The sequence below is a fragment of the Vagococcus vulneris genome, assembly GCF_003950515.1.
GTDB classification, from domain to species: domain Bacteria; phylum Bacillota; class Bacilli; order Lactobacillales; family Vagococcaceae; genus Vagococcus; species Vagococcus vulneris.
Map to the genome: position 1 here is coordinate 95,282 of NZ_NGJS01000008.1, position 19,572 is coordinate 114,853.

At 34.9% G+C, this 19,572-nt stretch carries 18 protein-coding genes and 2 pseudogenes; 18 read left to right on the forward strand and 2 right to left on the reverse strand.

Features of this window, described 5'->3' with window-relative positions; genetic code table 11:
- The first annotated feature begins 133 nt into the window (after positions 1-133).
- The 8 genes and pseudogenes from rimP (at position 134) to CBF37_RS06995 (ending at position 6,338) form a co-directional block, all read left to right on the forward strand.
- Positions 134-607, forward strand: a complete 474-nt coding sequence (gene rimP / locus CBF37_RS06965; protein ID WP_125984038.1) for a ribosome maturation factor RimP — start codon at positions 134-136, stop codon at positions 605-607.
- A 21-nt stretch (positions 608-628) separates the two neighbouring features.
- Entirely contained in the window at positions 629-1,882 is a 1,254-nt protein-coding gene (gene nusA / locus CBF37_RS06970) for a transcription termination factor NusA (RefSeq protein WP_125984039.1), read from the forward strand.
- A 36-nt stretch (positions 1,883-1,918) separates the two neighbouring features.
- A complete protein-coding gene (gene rnpM, locus CBF37_RS06975; protein WP_125984040.1) occupies positions 1,919-2,218 on the forward strand; it encodes an RNase P modulator RnpM in 300 nt (99 codons plus the stop codon).
- Complete coding sequence (locus CBF37_RS06980; protein WP_125984041.1) at positions 2,208-2,513, forward strand: YlxQ-related RNA-binding protein; 306 nt, start codon at positions 2,208-2,210, stop codon at positions 2,511-2,513. The genes rnpM and CBF37_RS06980 overlap by 11 nt, the downstream gene beginning before the upstream one ends.
- Before the next feature lie 21 nt (positions 2,514-2,534).
- Positions 2,535-2,600 (forward strand): annotated as a pseudogene (locus tag CBF37_RS11970) (translation initiation factor IF-2 N-terminal domain-containing protein); the annotation flags it as partial.
- Positions 2,601-2,951: 351 nt separating this feature from the next.
- A pseudogene (gene infB / locus CBF37_RS06985) lies at positions 2,952-4,892 on the forward strand (translation initiation factor IF-2); the annotation flags it as partial.
- 28 nt (positions 4,893-4,920) lie between these two features.
- Positions 4,921-5,274 (forward strand): 30S ribosome-binding factor RbfA, encoded by a 354-nt coding sequence (rbfA, locus tag CBF37_RS06990; protein ID WP_125984043.1) that lies wholly within the window; start codon positions 4,921-4,923, stop codon positions 5,272-5,274.
- 191 nt (positions 5,275-5,465) lie between these two features.
- Positions 5,466-6,338 (forward strand): VOC family protein, encoded by an 873-nt coding sequence (locus CBF37_RS06995; RefSeq protein WP_125984044.1) that lies wholly within the window; start codon positions 5,466-5,468, stop codon positions 6,336-6,338.
- 45 nt (positions 6,339-6,383) lie between these two features.
- Here the strand turns inward: CBF37_RS06995 and CBF37_RS07000 are convergent, their stop codons facing one another.
- Entirely contained in the window at positions 6,384-7,544 is a 1,161-nt protein-coding gene (locus CBF37_RS07000) for an FtsW/RodA/SpoVE family cell cycle protein (protein WP_125984045.1), read from the reverse strand.
- Positions 7,545-7,923: 379 nt separating this feature from the next.
- Between CBF37_RS07000 and CBF37_RS07005 the strand changes: the two genes are divergently transcribed.
- From CBF37_RS07005 to CBF37_RS07040, 8 genes are all read left to right on the forward strand, one after another.
- Positions 7,924-8,655, forward strand: a complete 732-nt coding sequence (locus CBF37_RS07005) for a methionine ABC transporter ATP-binding protein (protein WP_125984046.1) — start codon at positions 7,924-7,926, stop codon at positions 8,653-8,655.
- Positions 8,652-9,323: a methionine ABC transporter permease gene (locus CBF37_RS07010; RefSeq protein ID WP_125984047.1), complete on the forward strand. Its 672-nt coding sequence runs from the start codon at positions 8,652-8,654 to the stop codon at positions 9,321-9,323. The genes CBF37_RS07005 and CBF37_RS07010 overlap by 4 nt, the downstream gene beginning before the upstream one ends.
- 8 nt (positions 9,324-9,331) lie before the next feature.
- Positions 9,332-10,189 (forward strand): MetQ/NlpA family ABC transporter substrate-binding protein, encoded by an 858-nt coding sequence (locus CBF37_RS07015; RefSeq protein ID WP_125984048.1) that lies wholly within the window; start codon positions 9,332-9,334, stop codon positions 10,187-10,189.
- A gap of 112 nt (positions 10,190-10,301) precedes the next feature.
- Positions 10,302-11,717, forward strand: coding sequence for a cryptochrome/photolyase family protein (locus CBF37_RS07020; protein WP_125984049.1), 1,416 nt, complete (start codon positions 10,302-10,304; stop codon positions 11,715-11,717).
- Between the two features lie 65 nt (positions 11,718-11,782).
- Entirely contained in the window at positions 11,783-13,270 is a 1,488-nt protein-coding gene (thrC, locus tag CBF37_RS07025; RefSeq protein ID WP_125984050.1) for a threonine synthase, read from the forward strand.
- 93 nt (positions 13,271-13,363) lie between these two features.
- The gene (locus tag CBF37_RS07030; RefSeq protein WP_125984051.1) at positions 13,364-14,194 is read left to right on the forward strand and encodes a DUF72 domain-containing protein; all 831 of its coding nucleotides are present in this window, start codon (positions 13,364-13,366) and stop codon (positions 14,192-14,194) included.
- A gap of 14 nt (positions 14,195-14,208) precedes the next feature.
- Positions 14,209-15,051, forward strand: a complete 843-nt coding sequence (locus tag CBF37_RS07035) for a Cof-type HAD-IIB family hydrolase (protein WP_125984052.1) — start codon at positions 14,209-14,211, stop codon at positions 15,049-15,051.
- An 11-nt stretch (positions 15,052-15,062) separates the two neighbouring features.
- Positions 15,063-15,575 (forward strand): pyrophosphohydrolase domain-containing protein, encoded by a 513-nt coding sequence (locus CBF37_RS07040; RefSeq protein WP_125984053.1) that lies wholly within the window; start codon positions 15,063-15,065, stop codon positions 15,573-15,575.
- 105 nt (positions 15,576-15,680) lie between these two features.
- Here the strand turns inward: CBF37_RS07040 and CBF37_RS07045 are convergent, their stop codons facing one another.
- Positions 15,681-17,030 carry an aspartate kinase gene (locus tag CBF37_RS07045; protein ID WP_125984054.1) on the reverse strand — a complete coding sequence of 450 codons (1,350 nt, stop codon included), beginning with the start codon at positions 17,028-17,030 and terminating at the stop codon, positions 15,681-15,683.
- A gap of 322 nt (positions 17,031-17,352) precedes the next feature.
- Here CBF37_RS07045 and CBF37_RS07050 point away from each other — a divergent pair, with 322 nt between their 5' ends.
- Entirely contained in the window at positions 17,353-19,077 is a 1,725-nt protein-coding gene (locus CBF37_RS07050; protein WP_125984055.1) for a septation ring formation regulator EzrA, read from the forward strand.
- A 120-nt stretch (positions 19,078-19,197) separates the two neighbouring features.
- Entirely contained in the window at positions 19,198-19,356 is a 159-nt protein-coding gene (locus CBF37_RS11630) for a hypothetical protein (protein WP_165866660.1), read from the forward strand.
- The last annotated feature ends 216 nt before the right edge of the window (positions 19,357-19,572 follow it).

Below are 19,572 nucleotides of genomic sequence, written 5' to 3' on the forward strand. Positions count from 1 at the left end.
TGAAATCAAGATTTGTCTTTTGCTATTTTTAGTAAATTATGATATAATCTTTAGGTGATAGATATAGAAAGAGTGAGCGATTTCGCTCACTCTTTTTGATGAATTCCTTGATAATCCCAAAGGAGGTAATATGATGGCAAACGTTGTTGCAACGGTAACAGAGTTAGTAACACCAATATTAGAAGAAAATACGTTTGAATTGGTTGACATTGAATACGTAAAAGAGGGTAGAGACTGGTTTCTCCGAGTATTCATCGATAAAAGTGGGGGCATTGATATTAATGAGTGCGTGCTGGTCAGCGAACAGTTAAGTGATATTTTAGACAGTCTTGATCCAGATCCGATTCCGCACGCTTACTTCTTAGAAGTATCCTCACCGGGTGCAGAACGTCCGTTAAAAAAGGAAGAGGACTACTTAAATGCTGTAAATGAATACATTAATGTATCATTATATCAAGCAATTGATGGTGAAAAACAATATCAAGGTTTTCTTAAAGAGGTAACGGAAGAGACACTGACGTTATTAGTGAAAATAAAAACACGTGAAAAAATAATGAGCTTTGACCGAAAAAACATTGCCAAGGCAAGATTAGCAATTCAATTTTAAAATGGAGGTTATAAATAAATTATGAACAAGGAAATGTTAGGAGCTTTAGACGCCTTAGAACGTGAAAAAGGTATTTCAAAAGATATAGTCATCGAAGCATTAGAGGCCGCAATGGTTTCAGCTTATAAAAGACATTATGGACAAGCCCAAAATGTAGAAGTAGAATTTGACCAAAAAAAAGGTGACGTTCATATCTACTCTGTCAAAGAAGTGACAGAAGAAGTCATGGATTCCCAATTAGAAGTCAGTTTAAAAGAAGCACTGAAAATTAATCCGGCTTATGAAATTGGTGATATGATTCGTTTTGAGGTGACTCCTAAAGATTTTGGCCGTATTGCAGCACAAACGGCTAAACAAGTTATTTTACAGCGTGTACGAGAAGCTGAACGTTCTATCATCTATAATGAATTCAGCGCCTATGAAAATGAAATTATGCAAGGTATTGTTGAACGTCAAGACCGTCGATATATATATGTCAACTTAGGGAAAATCGAGGCAGTTTTATCAAAACAAGATCAAATTCCGAATGAAGTCTATCAACCGCATGATCGTATTAAAGTGTATATATATAAAGTAGAAAATACATCAAAAGGACCTCAAGTTTATGTAAGCCGAAGCCATCCAGATTTACTGAAACGTCTATTTGAGCAAGAAATTCCTGAAGTATATGATGGAGAAGTTGAAATTGTCAGCATTGCTCGTGAAGCTGGTGACCGTGCTAAAGTAGCTGTTAAGGTAGAAAATCCTGATATTGATCCAGTGGGTACCTGTGTTGGTCCTAAAGGTCAACGTGTCCAAGCAATTGTTAATGAACTAAAAGGTGAAAATATGGATATTGTTGAATGGAATGCTGATCCGGCTGTTTTTATTGCTAATGCGTTGAATCCGGCACAAGTTGTTGATGTGATTTTTGATGATAGCCAGCGTGCTTGTACAGTTATTGTTCCAGATTTCCAATTATCACTAGCAATTGGAAAACGCGGGCAAAATGCACGTTTAGCAGCCAAGTTAACAAATTATAAAATTGATATTAAGCCAGAGTCGGAGTTGGAAACGATTCGTGAAGAACTTGCATCTAAAAAAGCTCAAGCAGCAGAAGAAACTTTGAAGGTTGTGGAAGAAGATACAAATGCAGAACAATCTCAGATTGAATTGCCGATTATGGAAGATAATACGGAAAATGAAGAGTCTGAAGCTTTGGTGGATGAAGAACTTGTTATGCCAGGAGCAGTCATCGACATTCCTGTAATTGACGAGGAAGATGAAAAAGAATAAAATTTAATCGAATTGATTAAGGAGGCGAAATACAAGATGAAGCAAAGAAAAATCCCTATGAGAAAATGTGTCGTTTTAAACGAAATGAAGCCAAAAAAAGAAATGATTCGTATTGTTCGTTCTAAGGAAGGTGTAGTTTCAATCGATCCTAGCGGTAAGATGCCGGGGAGAGGAGCTTATCTTTCTATGGAGCCTGATGTTGTGAAAGCCAGCTGGGATAAGCATATCTTAGACCGTGTGATTAATGCTGAATTGACAGATGATTTTTATCAAGAGCTTTTAGATTACGTCACGCATCAAAAAGCTAGAAGAGAGTTATTCGGTAATGGAAAATAATCAAAATGTATTAAATATGTTAGGTTTGGCTATGAGGGCTGGAAAGCTAGTTTCGGGAGAAGAGATAACACTTAAAGCTTTAAAAAGCAAAAAATTATCATTAGTTCTTATCGCAGGTGATGTAAGCGAAAATACGAATAAGAAAATACATGATAAGTGTCAGTATTATGAGACACCGGTATTTACGTTCATGACAAAGGCGGATATCAGTCATGCGATTGGAAGAAGCCGCTCGATAATCGGAGTAACTGATCGTGGTTTTGCTCAGAAAATGCGTGAACTAATGGTAAAATAATACAATTAGGATGGTGATTGCATGACTAAAAAACGTGTATACGAATTGGCAAAGGAATTAGATGTGACAAGTAAAGTAATCGTGGAAAAATCTCAAAGTTTGGGATTAGATGTAAAAAACCACATGAGTACGTTGTCAACTAATGATGAAGCAAGTATTCGTCAACAATTGACTAAAAAAACCGCATCACCGGTTGAAAAAACAAAAGCTCAACAAAAGAGTAGTAAAAGCATACCACAGCGTTCAGCTGAAAATACTTCGCAACACAAGTCGAAAAATCAAGTACAGCAGAGAAATAATAAAAAAACGAATAGTAAGGATGATCATGTGACTAATCAAAATAAACCGGTCAATAAAAGTAGCAATCAACAAGTCGGTAAAAAGAATACTAACCAACAAAATAATAATAGAAGCGGTCAGCAAAACAAAACGCAACAAAATAATAATAATAAACCTGGAGGCCAACAGGGTAATAGTAATCGTGGAGGTGGAAACTTTAGAAATAACAACCGTCCAAATAATCAATTTAATAAGCGTAATAATAATCGTCGTGGCAAAAAAGGTAAACATCAGCAAACATCTAATAAACCTGCTGTTCCACCACGTAAATTTAAAGAGCTTCCAGAAGTTCTTGTTTACACAGAAGGCATGAATGTTGCCGATATCGCAAAAAAAATCTATCGTGAACCAGCAGAGATTATTAAGAAATTATTTATGTTAGGTATTATGGTTAATCAAAACCAAGCGCTAGATAAAGATACAATAGAATTACTAGCAACGGACTACGGTATTGAACCACAAGAAAAAATTCAAGAAGATGTTGCTGATATTGATAAATTCTTTGAAACAGAAGTAATTAATGAAGATGAATTAGTTACACGTCCTCCTGTAGTAACTATTATGGGACATGTCGATCATGGTAAAACAACATTACTTGATACATTACGTCATGCTAAGGTAACTCAAGACGAAGCTGGTGGAATTACACAACATATTGGAGCATATCAGATTGAAGTCAAAGGTAAAAAAATTACTTTCTTGGATACACCAGGGCATGCGGCATTTACCAGCATGCGTGCACGTGGTGCAAGTATCACTGATATTACAATCTTAGTTGTTGCTGCAGATGACGGAGTTATGCCACAAACAGTCGAAGCGATTAACCATGCTAAAGCAGCAGATGTACCGATTATTGTTGCAGTAAACAAAATTGATAAACCGGCCTCTAATCCAGATCGTGTTATGCAAGAACTGAGTGAATATGGTTTGATTCCAGAATCATGGGGCGGTGACACGATATTTGTACCTATTTCTGCTAAATTTGGTGATAATATCGATGAACTACTTGAAATGATTTTATTAGTATCAGAAGTTGAAGACTTAAAAGCAGATCCAACTCAGCGTGCTATCGGAACAGTTATCGAAGCGCGTTTAGATAAGAGTAAAGGTCCAGTTGTGACATTATTGGTACAACAAGGAACACTGCATGTTGGAGATCCAATTGTTGTTGGTAATACACATGGTCGTGTACGTGTTATGACAAATGACATTGGTCGTCGTGATAAGGAAGCAACCCCAGCGACACCAGTTGAAATTACAGGATTAAATGACGTGCCCCAAGCAGGTGATCGCTTTGTGACATTTGAAGATGAAAAAACTGCTCGTTCAGCAGGTGAAGAACGTGCTAAACGAGCTTTATTGGAACAACGTTCATCAAATAGCATCGTGACTCTAGATAACTTATTTGAAAGTTTGAAAGATGGCGAAATGAAAGAAGTTAATGTTATCATCAAAGCTGATGTTCAAGGATCAGCTGAGGCATTGGCAGCAAGTTTGAATAAAATTGATGTAGAAGGCGTTAGAGTTAAAATTGTTCATAGTGCTGTAGGAGCAATTAACGAGAGTGATATAACGTTGGCTTCAGCAAGTAATGCAATTATTATTGGCTTTAACGTTCGTCCAACACCACAGGCCAAAACGCAAGCTGATCAAGAACAAGTCGATATTCGTTTACACCGTATCATCTACAAAGTAATTGAAGAAATTGAAACTGCTATGAAAGGTATGCTTGATCCGGAATTTGTTGAAAAAATTACAGGGCAAGCACAAGTTCGTGAGACCATAAAAGTATCTAAAGTTGGTACTGTAGCCGGATGTTACGTCACTGAAGGATTCATTCGTCGTGACAGCGGTATTCGCTTGATTCGTGATGGCATTGTTATTCATGAAGGTGAACTAGCTAGTTTGAAACGATTTAAAGATGATGCTAAAGAAGTTAAGATGGGCTTTGAGTGTGGTATAACTCTTGAAAATTATAATGATGTTAAAGTGGATGACGTTATTGAAGGATTTATCATGGAAGAAGTAAAAAGAGCCTAAATAATTGAATTTAGGGAGGTAAAAGATTATGGCAAACTATCGTCATAGACGAGTATCACAAGAAATTTTACGTGAAGTAAATGATATTTTACAAAAAAAAGTACGAGATCCCCGTGTAGAGGGGGTTACAATTACTGAAGTTGATTTAACAGGTGATTTGCAGCAAGCAACTATTTATTATACATCGTTAGCTGAGTTGGCATCTGATCGAGAGAAAATTCAACAAGGCTTGGATAAAGCGACTGGTTTAATTCGTCGTGAATTGGGCCAAAGATTACAAATTTATAAAACACCAGAAATCACGTTTGCTGTTGATGAGTCTGTTGCTTACGGTAGTCATATTGACGAGCTGATTAATAAGTTAAATAGAACAGAACATTAAGTAAGTCAGGGATTCTTGAAATGGAGTAGCCGAGACAGTTGACCGTTTCAAGAATCTTTTTTTATAAAAAAGCAGTGTTAAGAACTAAAAGGAGAAAGCTTTTGTTTCGAAAAGCTATTAATTTTGTGTTAGACTGTTATGTAACGTGCACATCGGAGAAGCTAGACAACTAATAGGAGGATTAGGCTATAATGGAAAGATTTTCATTAGACCCAGAAATAAAATTATCATCAGTCGCAATTAAAGTTAAGGACTTAGATAAAATGGAAAATTTTTATCGTCATATTATAGGACTTGATTTAATTAATGAAGAAAATGATATGGCTTTAATGGGGTTAGGTCAAGAAAAAAAGAAATTGTTGGGGTTGGTATATTCACCAGAGGCCGACGAAAATCTGAATCAAGGGACTGGGTTGAACCACATGGCTTTTGTTTTTCCTGAGAGGGAACAGTTAGGTTCATTCATTCATCACTTATTTGAATTAAATTATCCGATTGATGGTGAGAGTGATCACGGTTATTGTGAAGCGATTTATATTACAGATCCTGAGGGAAACCGAATTGCATTTGTGTGGGATAAACCGCAAGAAAAATGGCCAGTGGCAGATGGAAAAATTCATGGCGTTACTAAGCCGTTAGATTTAAGAAAAGTTACGAAAAATTATTCAGAAACTTATCAGCATATTCCTAAAGATACAAAAGTTGGATATGTCCATTTATCAGTTGCAAATTTAGATGAGAGTTATGACTTTTATACAAATTTACTTGGATTTACATTAAAGGATAATGACTTTTCAAATATGCATTATCTATCGCTAAATCAATATCATCACCATATTGCATTAGATAGTTGGACGCCTTCAAGTTATGCACCTTCAGTTCAAGATGATGAGTTAGGTGTTGATCATGTGACTTTTTCGGTACCAAATTATGATAGTTTAGTCGCTTTAAGAAATCACTTAACTGCACATGATGCAGATTTATATTTTAATAAGGGCAAACAAATTATTGGTATCAATGATCCAAATGGTATTCAACTATGGTTTAGAGTATTTCCAAAATAAAAAACAACCTGTACAGTTAAAAGCTGTGCAGGTTGTTTTTTATTTTTAAGATATCGTGTCATTAATAGAAATCTCTAACATGAAGCCTAGTGCCATTAATGTAGCGATTAATGATGTTCCTCCTTGACTTAAAAAAGGGAGTGGAATACCTGTTAAAGGGAGTAAGCCGATCGAGGCACCAATATTTTCGACTATTTGAAAGAGCAACATGAAAACAATGCCGATACCGATATAGATATTAAATGTTGAATTACTTTTGATACCCGCATAAAAAATTTGAAAAAAGAGATACATAAATAATATTAATGTGAGAGTACATCCGATAAATCCATATGCTTCGCCAACAAAGGTGAAAATCATATCTGACTCTTGCACAGGTACATAAACCGAAATTCCATGAACACCATGACCAATTAATCCTCCAGAACCGATAGCTTTTAACCCTTGAACTTGTTGATAGGCAATTGAATCAGCAAATTCAAAAGGATTTGCCCAAGCACGTACACGATTTAATTGATAAGGTTTAAAGTGCAGAGCTGTTAAAATATGTTGTCCATACTCAGTAAAGACTAGTACGATAAGGATAAAACCCAAAATCAGGGTAAATATACTCAGTACGGCAATAATTCGCCAGTTTATTCCTGAGGCAATAATTAATGCTGCAAAGATACATAGAAAAACAAGGGATGTACCAAAATCTTTTTGCATGAACATTAGTAAAAATAAGGGAATACTGTAAAGACAAAGCTTACCCAATTCTTTTAAATCATTTTGCCAGGTATTCTCTGAAAGTGTCATATTGTATTCAATTAAAATCTTTGATAAGAATAAGATATAAGCAATTTTTGCAATTTCTGATGGTTGAAACTGAAAACCAGCAATACTTAGCCATCGTCGGGTACCTGTAATTTGATACATTGTTGTATCATAAAAAAAATACAATGCCAACATTAAGAGCAGTGAAAAAATATAGAAATAGGGTACCATCTTCCAAACTACTTTTTTATTCAGCAACATAATACCGAACATACAAATAATTCCCACACCAATAAAAATTAATTGCTTAATTAACTGGTGTACAGAGTTTACCATTTCATCGTGATAGGCTACCCAATATTGAAGCCAGGTACTTAAAATAAGTAGCAGTAAAATAGGTAGTAATAGTCGGTAATTCAGTGTCGTTTTTTTTGAATAATGGTTAATCATTATATGTACCTCACTTATTAAATTAGAAAATACATAGTTGACCTTATCATAAAACTATCGTTTATTGATAAAAATAAATAATAGTTTAATAAAAAATTATAATATTTTAAAACAAAATTGTTCTTATGAATAATTTGTTGGTAATGAATAAATTTTAGATAGTTGTCTATCAAAAAAATAAAAAGGCTTACGTGACAAGTTGATGATAAGAAACACAAAACATTATGATATTTTTTGTTCACTAATTTTTTTCTGAATTTAGTTTAAAAAAGTTCAAATCAGATAGAAAAGTCTGAAAAATTGTCAGTAAATCCGTTTGTTTAGTAAACTCATTAGCGTCGGCACATTATAAAACTAATTTAAGAAAGGAGGGAGACGGATGCTTCTATTGGAGAATGTATCAAAGTCCTATCAATTAAAGCAAAGAATGGTATCAGCACTTGATGATGTCAGTTTAAAAATCAAATCAGGAGAAATACTTGGAATTGTCGGAGAGAGCGGATCCGGAAAATCAACACTCTTAAAATTAATAAATTTAATGGATAAGCCGGATCATGGTCGAATACTAGTTGAAAATCAAGACACGGCTAAATGGACTAAAAAGGATACTATTAATTATAAGCAGTTGGTAGGAATGATTTTTCAACAGTTTAATTTATTAGAAAATTTGACAGTTTTAGATAATGTTTTATTACCATTACGATTATCAAATAATGTATCACATAATAGTGCGAAAGAATGGCTAGAATTTGTAGGATTATCAGATAAATGGAATCATTATCCACATCAATTAAGTGGTGGACAAAAACAGCGGGTCGCTATTGCTCGAGCATTAGTAAAGTCACCAAAACTATTATTACTTGATGAAGCAACTAGTTCATTAGATGAACAAACCACGTCAGAAGTCGTAAATTTGTTAAAAAAAATTCATCAAGAGATGCAAATAACCATGGTTATCGTGAGTCATGAGTTAGAAACGATTAAGGCTTTGTGTTCGCGAGCGATTATTATGGAAAATGGTCGACTAAAAACATGTATCGAAGTCAATCAATCTAACGTATTGCAAGATGATACGTATCCAAAGAAGGTTATTCGTATTTTAACACAATGACATATCTAGAAACAGTCAGTTATTATTTTCCAGAATTTTTAAAATCTTTAAAAGAAACAGGTGTTATGTTAAGTATTGCAACAATTATTGGCGGCATATTTGGTTTAGTATTAGGACTGATCATTTATTTGTCACGAAAGAGCGGACCGTCTTCGCATCCTTTTCTTTATCAAATAAGTTCAGGATATGTCAATGTGGTCCGGTCATTTCCTTTTTTATTACTTGTTGTGACGGTTATTCCGATTTCAAGATTGTTGTTTGGTACAGCTTTTGGTGCATTTGCAGCGTCATTTCCCTTGTGTTTAGTGGCTATTGCAATTTATGCACGATTGGTAGAACAGGTTTTGCTTGATGTCCCTAAGGCAGTAAGTGATCTTGCTGATTCGTTAGGGTGTTCGACCTATCAATTCATTCGTTATTTTTTATTGGTTGAGGCAAGAAGCGGCCTTGTTTTAGCACTAACATCGATGCTGATTAGCTTAGTGTCGTATTCGACGGTGATGGGAGTTGTTGGTGGTGGCGGAATTGGAGATTTTGCTATTCGCTACGGTTATCAGCGTTATGAGTATAGTGTGATGTATTCGGCTATTGTTGTCATGATTATTTTAGTTGGCTGTCTGCAATCTTTAGGGACGCGTTTAGCAAAAAGAATAGATAAAAGAAAGTAGGAAGATAGATGAAAAACAAATTGTTAATGGTTGGTATTTTAGGGATGGTTATGCTGGGTTTAGCCGCATGCGGACAAAAGGGAGAAAAATCTGGAACGGAAACCACAGGGAAATCTGCTGCAAAAACAGAGGAAAAATCTGACAAGGTTATCAAGGTGGCTTCACATATGACACCGATGACAGATGTAGTAGAAATAGCTGCTAAAGAAGCTAAAAAAGATGGTTGGGATATAGAGTTAGTTCAAGTAAATGATAATATTCAGTACAATGAATTATTGAATAATAAAGAAGTTGATGCAAATTTCGCCCAACACGAACCTTATATGCAAAAATTTAATAAAGAAAAAAAAGCTGATTTAGTAGCGATTCAAAAAATTTATGATGCAAAAGTTGGTTTTTACTCTAAAAAATATAAAGATGTAAAAGATATACCAAATGGTTCAAAAATTGCTATCCCAAGTGATGTGTCAAATGAGGGACGCGCGCTTGCAATGTTAAATGACCAAGGAATAATTACCTTAAAAGATGGTGTTGGTTTTGAAGGAACAACAAAAGATATCGAAAAAAATGATAAAAACGTTGAGCTTGTTCCAGTTGATTTGTTGAATTTGGCTGAAGCGTATAATGAAGACGATATGGCTTTAGCTTATAATTATCCGACTTACATCGCAAAAGTCGGTTTAACGCCAAAAGATGCTCTATTTACCGAAGAAAAGATAGATAATCGCTTTGCTATTTCATTAGTTGCCAGAGAAGATAATAAAGACTCAGAAAAAATTAAAGCATTGAAAAAAGCAATGACAAGTCAGCAAGTGAAGGATTATCTTGAAAAAGAACACAGTGTTACATTGATACCATCATTTTAAATAAAAAAAATGATACTTTGTCTACAATCTGAGATTATCGATACAGTCGGTAATCTTTTTTTATTGTACTTTAAAAAATTGTTTGGCATGATAGAGTTATGGGGGCGATAAGATGAGTACACATGTTATGTGGTTTCGTAAAGATTTCCGGTTATTTGATAACCAGGCATTAAATTTTGCGATTCAATCAATAGAGAAAACAGATCGATTAGTCTGTGTTTTTCAGATTAATCCTGAACAAATTCAAGAGAGTACTGCGAATAATGATTATTTCTTCGCAACTGTAAATCAATTTTTTTCGGAACACCCTGAATTAAATATTCATTATTTAGTGGGTCAACCGGTTGTATCATTTAAAAAATTTCAGTCAGTTTATCCGGATTGGTCAGATATATATTTTAATGAAGATGAGTCAGTATATGGTAAAGAAAGAGATGACGCAGTTTTGGCATTTTGTTTGGATGCAGGAATCAGCAGCCATAAATTTCCAGATAATTATTTATTGCCTGCAAAATATGTGTTAAAGAACGACGGCACACCATATAAGGTGTTTACTCCTTTTTATAAAAAGTGGCAAACATGTGAGATTGATACGTGCCTGCTGTCATTGGCTGACTTATCTGATATTACTATTCAAAGCAATCAAGCCTTTTCAACAGACGGCTTACATGAAATGCAACGATTACTTGAGGGCTGTGTTAAAAACTGGACTGAAGATGTCGGAGAAAAAGCAGCGATTAAACGGTTGGAATCGTTTATTGACTATGGTTTAGTTAATTATGCGAATTTAAGAGACTATCCTAGTATAGATGGGACAAGTCGCTTGTCTCCATATCTGAAGACCGGTAATTTATCAATACGCTTTGTTTGGCAAAGATTACTTGAACAAGAGGACTCTGAGGGGAAATCAACATTTATGAAAGAATTAGTTTGGCGTGAGTTTTATAAAATGATTGATGTATTTTTCCCGAGACAACGGTTTGAAGAATTGCAAGAACACTATCAGCAGCTACCCTGGCGGGAAAATCAAGAGGATTTAATTAATTGGAAGCAGGGGCAAACTGGATTTCCGATTATTGATGCTGCTATGAGACAATTAAATGAAACTGGTTGGATGCATAATCGCTTACGTATGCTTACGGCTTGTTTCTTAACCAAAGATTTATTAATAGACTGGCGGTTAGGTGAAAAATATTTTAGGCAGCAATTAATTGATTGTGATCCGCCAAATAATATTGGCGGTTGGCAATGGGCAGCTTCTACTGGGACTGACGCTGTTCCGTATTTTAGAATCTTTAATCCAACTACTCAAAGCAAGAAATTTGATAGATCAGGTGATTTTATTCGATCTTTTGTCCCAGAGTTAGCAGGTGTCCCTGATAAATATATTCATGAACCGCATTTAATGACATTAGCACAACAAGAGAAAGCAGCATGTATAATCGGTAAAGATTATCCTTGGCCAATGGTAAATCACCAGGAAGCTAGAGAACTGACACTTTTATGGTTTAAAACCCACAAAAAATAAAATTAGAATTTTATGAGTAAAATGGTATAATAATGAAAACAGTTTTTTATATGGGAGGGAACATAATGAAATATTGCAGCACAAGAGGTCATGGAGAATTAGTTGAATCAGCTCAAGCAATTTTATCTGGAATTGCACCTGATGGCGGTCTATATGTACCAACAGAGTTTCCTAAAATTGATTTAGCATTTGACTGGCTTATGACAGCCCCTTATCAAGAGGTAGCACAAAAAATTTTAACACCGTTTTTATCAGATTTTACTGAATCTGAGTTGTTAGAATGTATCGAGGAAGCTTACAATGCTATGTCATTTGATACAATTTCTATCGCACCGGTTGTAAAATATGGTCAAACAGATTACTTGGAACTTTTTCACGGACCTACTTTAGCATTTAAAGATATGGCGTTATCTATTTTACCGTATTTCATGACAACTGCGATTAAAAAGTTAAATGTCGATAAAGAGATTATCATTCTAACAGCAACTTCAGGCGACACAGGCAAAGCTGCTATGGAAGGCTTTGCTGATGTAGCTGGGACAAAAATTATTGTGTTTTATCCAAAATACGGTGTCAGTTCAATTCAAGAAAAACAAATGTTGACTCAAACCGGTGATAATACATTCGTTGTAGGTATTACTGGTAATTTTGATGATGCACAGTTACAGGTAAAGCAAATATTTAACGATGAAATTATTAATGAACAATTGTCACAGCATGGTAAACAGTTTTCGTCTGCAAATTCAATTAATATCGGAAGACTGCTGCCTCAAGTTGTATATTATGTCTACGCATATGGACAATTACTTAAATCGGGCAGGTTGGAACCAGGAGATTTAATGAATGTATCTGTACCAACCGGGAATTTTGGGAATATTTTAGCTGCATATTATGCAAAACAGATTGGTTTGCCAATTGGTCGATTAATTTGTGCATCTAATAAAAATAATGTGTTAACGGACTTTTTTATGGAAGGTATTTACGATAAAAACAGAGAATTTTATGTGACTAATTCACCTTCAATGGATATTTTAATTTCAAGTAATTTGGAAAGGTTGTTGTGGCATGTGTCTAACCAAGATTCAAAATTGATTACTGATTTGATGCAAAAACTGCGTCAGACTGGTTGCTATGAAATTTCAAATGACTTGAAGAATAAGATATCACAAGATTTTTATGGCGGTTTTGCGAATGAGCGTCTAATTGAACGGACGATTAAAGAAACGTTTTATGATGATCAACTGGTCATTGATCCGCATACAGCAGTTGCAAAAGCAATTGCCGAACAGTATGCATATGTCACTGATGACGATGCTTCTATGCTGGTCGTATCAACAGCAAGTCCTTTTAAGTTTCCTCAAGCAATCTTGAATGCAGTCGGTAAATATCCGAATAATATGACTGATAGTGAGTTATTGGAGAGTATCGGGCGAATAATGGATCAAGATTATCCAAAAGGGATTCAAGATATGTTATTGAATCCAATGTGTCATCATTTAGTGATTGATCCTGAAGAAATGGTAGATACAGTGTTAAACTTAATTAAAAAATAATGTTAATGGGAACTTTGGGTTATTTCAAAGTTCTCTTTTATGTGCACAAAAACAGATATTTGATAAAATATAACTGAGGCAGGTGACAGCAAGATGATAGCTATTGGACTAACAACATTTCATGAACATGAGGCTTTGATGCACAAAAATAAAATGACACTAGCGGAGTATGCTTCATTTTTTCCAATTGTTGAATTAAACACATCATTTTATGGTATTAAGCCAGCATCGGTAAGTCAACATTGGAGCAATCAAACACCAGATTCATTTAAATTTATTGTAAAAGCATACAAAGGAATGACTCAACATGCTGATTGGCACGATAGCTATTCGTCGGAAAATGACATGTACACAGCATATGCAGATTTTATAGAGCCGCTGATTCGTGAAAATAAATTATTGGCTGTGTTGTGTCAGTTTCCGGGTTACTTTGCGTGTACGAAAGAAAGTGTGGCCTGGTTAAGTAATTTACGAAGACATTTACCAGATGTGATGTTAGCAGTTGAATTTAGGCATCAGTCTTGGTACAGTGAAACTAATCGAGAGAGTATGTTAAATTATATGAGGGATAATAGGTTTTCATTGGTGGCAGCCGATGAACCTCAAGTCCCGATTCGTTCAATTCCATTTCTTCCAGTTGTTACAAATCCAGAATTATTTTATATCCGTCTGCATGGTCGACATAAAGGCAACTGGTTAGATAATAGTGGCGATTGGCGAAAAAAAAGAAACTTGTATCGTTATTCAGATGAAGAACTGGCAAAGTTGGCCCAAACGATTCAATGTAATTCGCAAGTAAAAAATCAAGCAGTTATCTTTAATAATAATTCAGCAGGCGATGCAGCACCCAATGCGCTAACATTAAAAAAACTATTAGGTATTGAATATCATGGATTAAATCCAAATCAATTAAGTTTATTTTAGGAGGCATCAGTAAGATGATTAAGGCAGTTTTTTTTGATATTGATGGCACGCTGTTATCTAGCGAGTCACGAATCTTGCCAAGTACGATTCGTGCAGTGGAAAAATTACATCAACAAGGAATTATTTGCGGTATAGCTTCTGGCAGAGGACCATCGACTATTATTGATTTAACGAAGGGCATCCCAATGGATTGCTATGTATTGTACAATGGACAATTGGTTTTTTCTCATACGAAAGGAATTTACGAACATCCTTTTTCAAAGGAATTATTACAAAAACTGGCAGCATTCGGTGACAGCGAAGAGAGACAAATGTCATTCGGCGGCCGCAAACGATATTATGGAAGTATGTCCATGAGGATTGGTCAGCGTAAATTAATTAAAAAGCTGTATCAAACACTGCCAAAATCAATTTCTATTACTGAATTAAATAAGTTATTGAAACAAAAGAATATTGTTCCTAAGAGGGAAACATTCTTTGAACAGCTGCCGATATTGTCGGTGCCAATATATCAGTGTGTTTTATTAAGTCCAGAAAGCGAACAGCCCCGATTAGAGGCTTTGTTTCCAGAGTGTACGTTTACTCGCTCAAATCCCTATTCTGTTGATATCATTGAAAAAGGTAGCTCGAAGTTGGTAGGAATAAAAGCAGCTGCTGAATATTATGGAATAGATACGACTGAAATAGCAGTCTTTGGTGACAATTGGAATGATGTTGAGATGCTGGCAGGTGCAGGGATAGGTGTCGCCATGGGCAATGCCCCTGATGCTGTAAAGGAAGCAGCCGATTTTGTTACACTTACTAATGATTATCATGGGATTGATTATGCGTTGAAAGAATTAAAAATAATTAGATAAGAAGGTTAGTTATGTCATATTTTGAGAAAGTCAGTGAATTCCATCGGGTATTTGATCCAAACGAATCAGAAGAAATAAGAACATTATCTGATCAAGAAGCGGAGTACCGAACATCCTTTAAATTGGAAGAGTTAATAGAATTTCTGTATGCAGCCAGTGATGGTGATAACGATTTATTTGATTCCTTTATTGCTGGATTGCACGACCAAATGGATCAGCAAGCTGAAAAAATAAAAAAACAACCGCCCGTGCATTCGGATAAACTTGTTGGTGAAGTAGATGCTTTAATTGATTTGCTGTATTTTACTTTTGGAACATTTGTAAAAATGGGAATAAATCCTGAACCGATTTTTGATATTGTTCATGCAGCAAATATGGGGAAACTCTTCCCAGACGGTCAACCTCATTATCATGATGTAACTGGAAAAGTACTTAAACCCGATAACTGGGAGCGTGATTTTGCGCCAGAGCTTAAGATTAAGGCAGCTGTTAGACAACAGCAAAACAAGAGCGTAAGTGATTAAAGTTTTAAAATTGTCTGAGAATAATATAGATGAGAATTTTGTCGTCTAAAAAACCAGCCTGCTGTATAGTTACAGTAAGACTGGTTTTTTTGTAAGACATGTTGTTTACATGACAAAGAATTCTTCGTAAAGAGCTTTGACAGCTCGGTCTTCGTCTGCTTCATTGACACCGAAGAAAATGCTAACCTCTGATGAACCTTGATTTAACATTTCTATATTTACTTGATTGATAGACAAAGCATGTGTAGCACGTGAAGCAACACCGATATTTTGTTTCATACCCTCACCGACCAAAGCAATCATCGATAAATGATGAGTCACTTTAATTTCATCGACATGTAAAACGGTTTTGAATCGCTCAATTAACCTTTTCTCGATGTCGGGTGTTAATTGGTCTTGCCGCATGATCAAAGAAATATCATCAATCCCAGAAGGCATATGATCATATTGCAAGTCAAATTCAGTCAAAATATTTAAGACACTGTGACCAAAGCCGAACTCTCGGTTCATCAGGTATTTGCTTAGATAAATATTTGTGAATCCTGAATCTGCAGCAATACCGACAACTCTTTTTTCAGTAGCATGGGAATCAGGCAGTATCATTGTACCAGGAGAGCTTGGGTTATTTGTGTTTTTAATAACTACAGGGATGTTAGCATAAAATGTTGGAATAAGTGCTTCGTCATGGAGTACGCCAAACCCTGAATAACTTAATTCACGCATTTCCTTAAAAGTCAGTTCTTTCAAAGTAGGACAATCAGGAATTAGATTAGGATTGGCACAGTAAATCGCATCGACGTCAGTAAAATTTTCATATAAATCGGCTTTAATGTTAGCAGCAACCAACGAACCGGATATATCAGAACCGCCTCTAGAAAAGGTACAGAGTTGTCCATCCTCTGAAAAACCAAAGAAACCTGGAATCACGTAGGTCACTTGTTTTGCTAAAATATCGGGGGAAAGTTCTTTGCCGCCCATATTTATCATAGCACCGTGCGGACTATGTTCAAGGACAATCCCGGCTTCTTTCGGAGATAAATATTCTGACGGAATGCCTTTACTAGTTAAATAGGCAGCAACCAAATGAGCGTTATTGTCCTCACCGCTAGCTTTAAAGGTATCGTAAACCAACTGTTCATTATCGGTGGGTAAGTCAACTAAATTTAAAACGGCTTGTTTTATTTGCCCAAATGTATTTTCCAATCCTGCAGGTTTACAAATATCAAGGTAACGATTCAAAATTGCTTGTTGAACCTCCGTTACAGACTGCTTGGTTAAGCAACACTCAGCGTAATTAATCAATAAATCAGTAATTTTGATATCATGAGAATAGCGTTTTCCCGGGGCTGAAACAATAATGAAACGTCTTGCTGAATCTGCAGCGATTATTTGATAGACTTTTTCTAATTGTTCAACTGAAGCAACAGAGCTTCCGCCAAACTTAGCAACCTTCATAAGAATACCTCCAAGTATAGTAGTTAAAGAATAGCATACCAAAAAAAATAGTATAAATGCAATAAGCGTTTTATCAAATTTTAATCTTTTTTTCATTTGATTAAAACTATTCCCATTATCTATTATTTTTCGGGTTTTTAATAATTAATTAGTGATACAGTGAGATGAGTGTGATATAATCTTAAATAGATGTAAATTTTCTAATAATAGCGATTGATTGCATGAAGCACGGCATTGATAACTATTTTGTTAAACAATGTCATGTGTTTTTCTGGTTTATGGAAAGGGTTGTGGTGACTAAAGATAAAACGGAGGAACTACAATGAATAATAAACTTTGGTTATGGATGTTACTAATCATAATCGTCCTAGCAGTTTTAGCATACTTAGCTGCGTTTTTTATGCGACGAAAAAATCACGATCAGCTTGGAGAACTTGAGCGACGTAAATTAGCGTTGTTTGATTTACCAGTACTGGAAGAGATTGATAATGTTAAAAAAATGCACTTAGTCGGCCAAAGTCAAAATACCTTTAGAGAATGGAACCAAAAATGGGTAGATATTTCCACTATCTCTTTTGCGGAATTAGAAAGTTTAATTTTTGATATTGAAAATTTAAATGAAACATTCCGATTCATGAAAGTAAAAGATGCCATCGCAGAAGCAAATGTAACTATTGATAACATGGAACGTGAAGTTGAGGAAATACGTCAAGGCTTACGTGAATTAGCAGAGAGTGAAGAACGTAACTCAGAAGCTGTTCAAAAAGCTTTAGATGCTTATGAAGAAATGAGTAAGTCTGTAACGTCAGAACAAGAACGTTATGGTGTTGCTTATAAAGAACTTGAAAAACAAATTCAATCAATTGAGCGTGAGTTCACTCAATTTAGAGCATTAAATACAGCTGGTGATCCAATGGAAGCCAGAGTTGTGTTAGAAGACGCAGAAGATAGTACTTATCACTTGAAAAAAATAATTGACCAAATTCCACCGTTGTTTGAGATGTTAGATAGAACGTTTCCTAAGCAATTGAAGGAAATTAAAGACGGTTATGAGTCTCTTAAAAAAGATGATTATGTTTTTGAAAGTGATTTTATCCCGACAAGCGTAGAAAAAATTGAAGGCCGTGTTCATTCTACTCTGATGAATTTAGAAAAATTAGAGGTTGAAAATGTTGAAAAGTTAAGTGCAGATATTGCAAAAGAAATAGATCACTTATATGACATTATGGAAAAAGAAATAGATGCGCGCCACTTTGTTAATGATAACCGTACTATATTAGTTGATTTTCTTGCTCATACAGAAGAAAATAATCAACGATTGGTTATTGAACTAGACCATGTTGCTCAAAGTTATATTTTAACGCATAATGAGATCGGCAAAGTCAGAAGCTTCCAATCCCAAATGGAAGAGATGCAAAATGAATTAACAGAAATGAATAAAAAATTAGAAGAAAAGACCGCTGTATTTTCACAAGTGGCAAACTTCTATGAAGACAGTTTAGCTCAATTAAAAGATATTGAAGCTGAACAAATGAAAATAGATCATTCAATTAAGGACTTTGCGCCTAGAGAGCGACAAGCCATTAAGAAAATTGATGACTATGAACTGGAACTTAGAAACTTGAAACGTTATATTGAAAAACAACGCTTACCAGGTATTCCTAACAGCTATCTAGAGTTTTTCTTTGTAACAAGTGATCGAATTGAGGAGTTAAGCAAAGAGCTTAATAAGATTAGAATAGATATGAATCATATTGATCGATTATTAAAGTCATGCGAAGATGATGTTAAATCGTTAACTGAGCGGACAGAGGATTTGATTGATAATGCGTCATTAACAGAGCAAATGATTCAATACGCTAACCGTTTCCGCTTTTCTAATCCAGAAATAAAGAATGCAATCGATAAGAGTATGAGTTTATTCGCTAGAGAATACAACTATCAAGAATCTCTAAATGTTATTTCAGAAGCAATTGACCGAATTGAACCTGGAGTAACAGAGCGTATTAGAAAATATTATTTTAATAATAAAGAAGACATGATGTAATTTTTACATCATTCTAAACTTAAAAAGACAAACTGTGAAATTAGACAGTTTGTCTTTTTTTATAAAAAATAGTGTTATACTGTAATTAAATGAACATATAAACTTACGGGAGTGATTAATATGTTTAGTAAAAAAGTACTTGTGATTGGGTCGCTTTTGTTAGCTGCTATTGGGTTTAGTCCTATGTATATGGCTGTGATCAGTAAGAATAAAGAGAAAAAGAAACTAGAATTTAATCCTGATTATTATAAAGATAAAAATGAAGATATTGTTAAATAAAGAGGTCAAGCTCGGTGGTGAATACCACCGGGCTTTTTATTATATGTTTTGAAAACCACCTGCTATGCGGGTGGTTCAGAAGAGCTTTCAGCGTGGTATAAAAAAAGTCTCCTAAAATGATAAGATATATTTGGTTTCCCGACCACGAAATATCAATCATTTAGGAGGTCCCTTATGAAAAAGGACAATCAAAGTTTATCACACACAACATGGAAA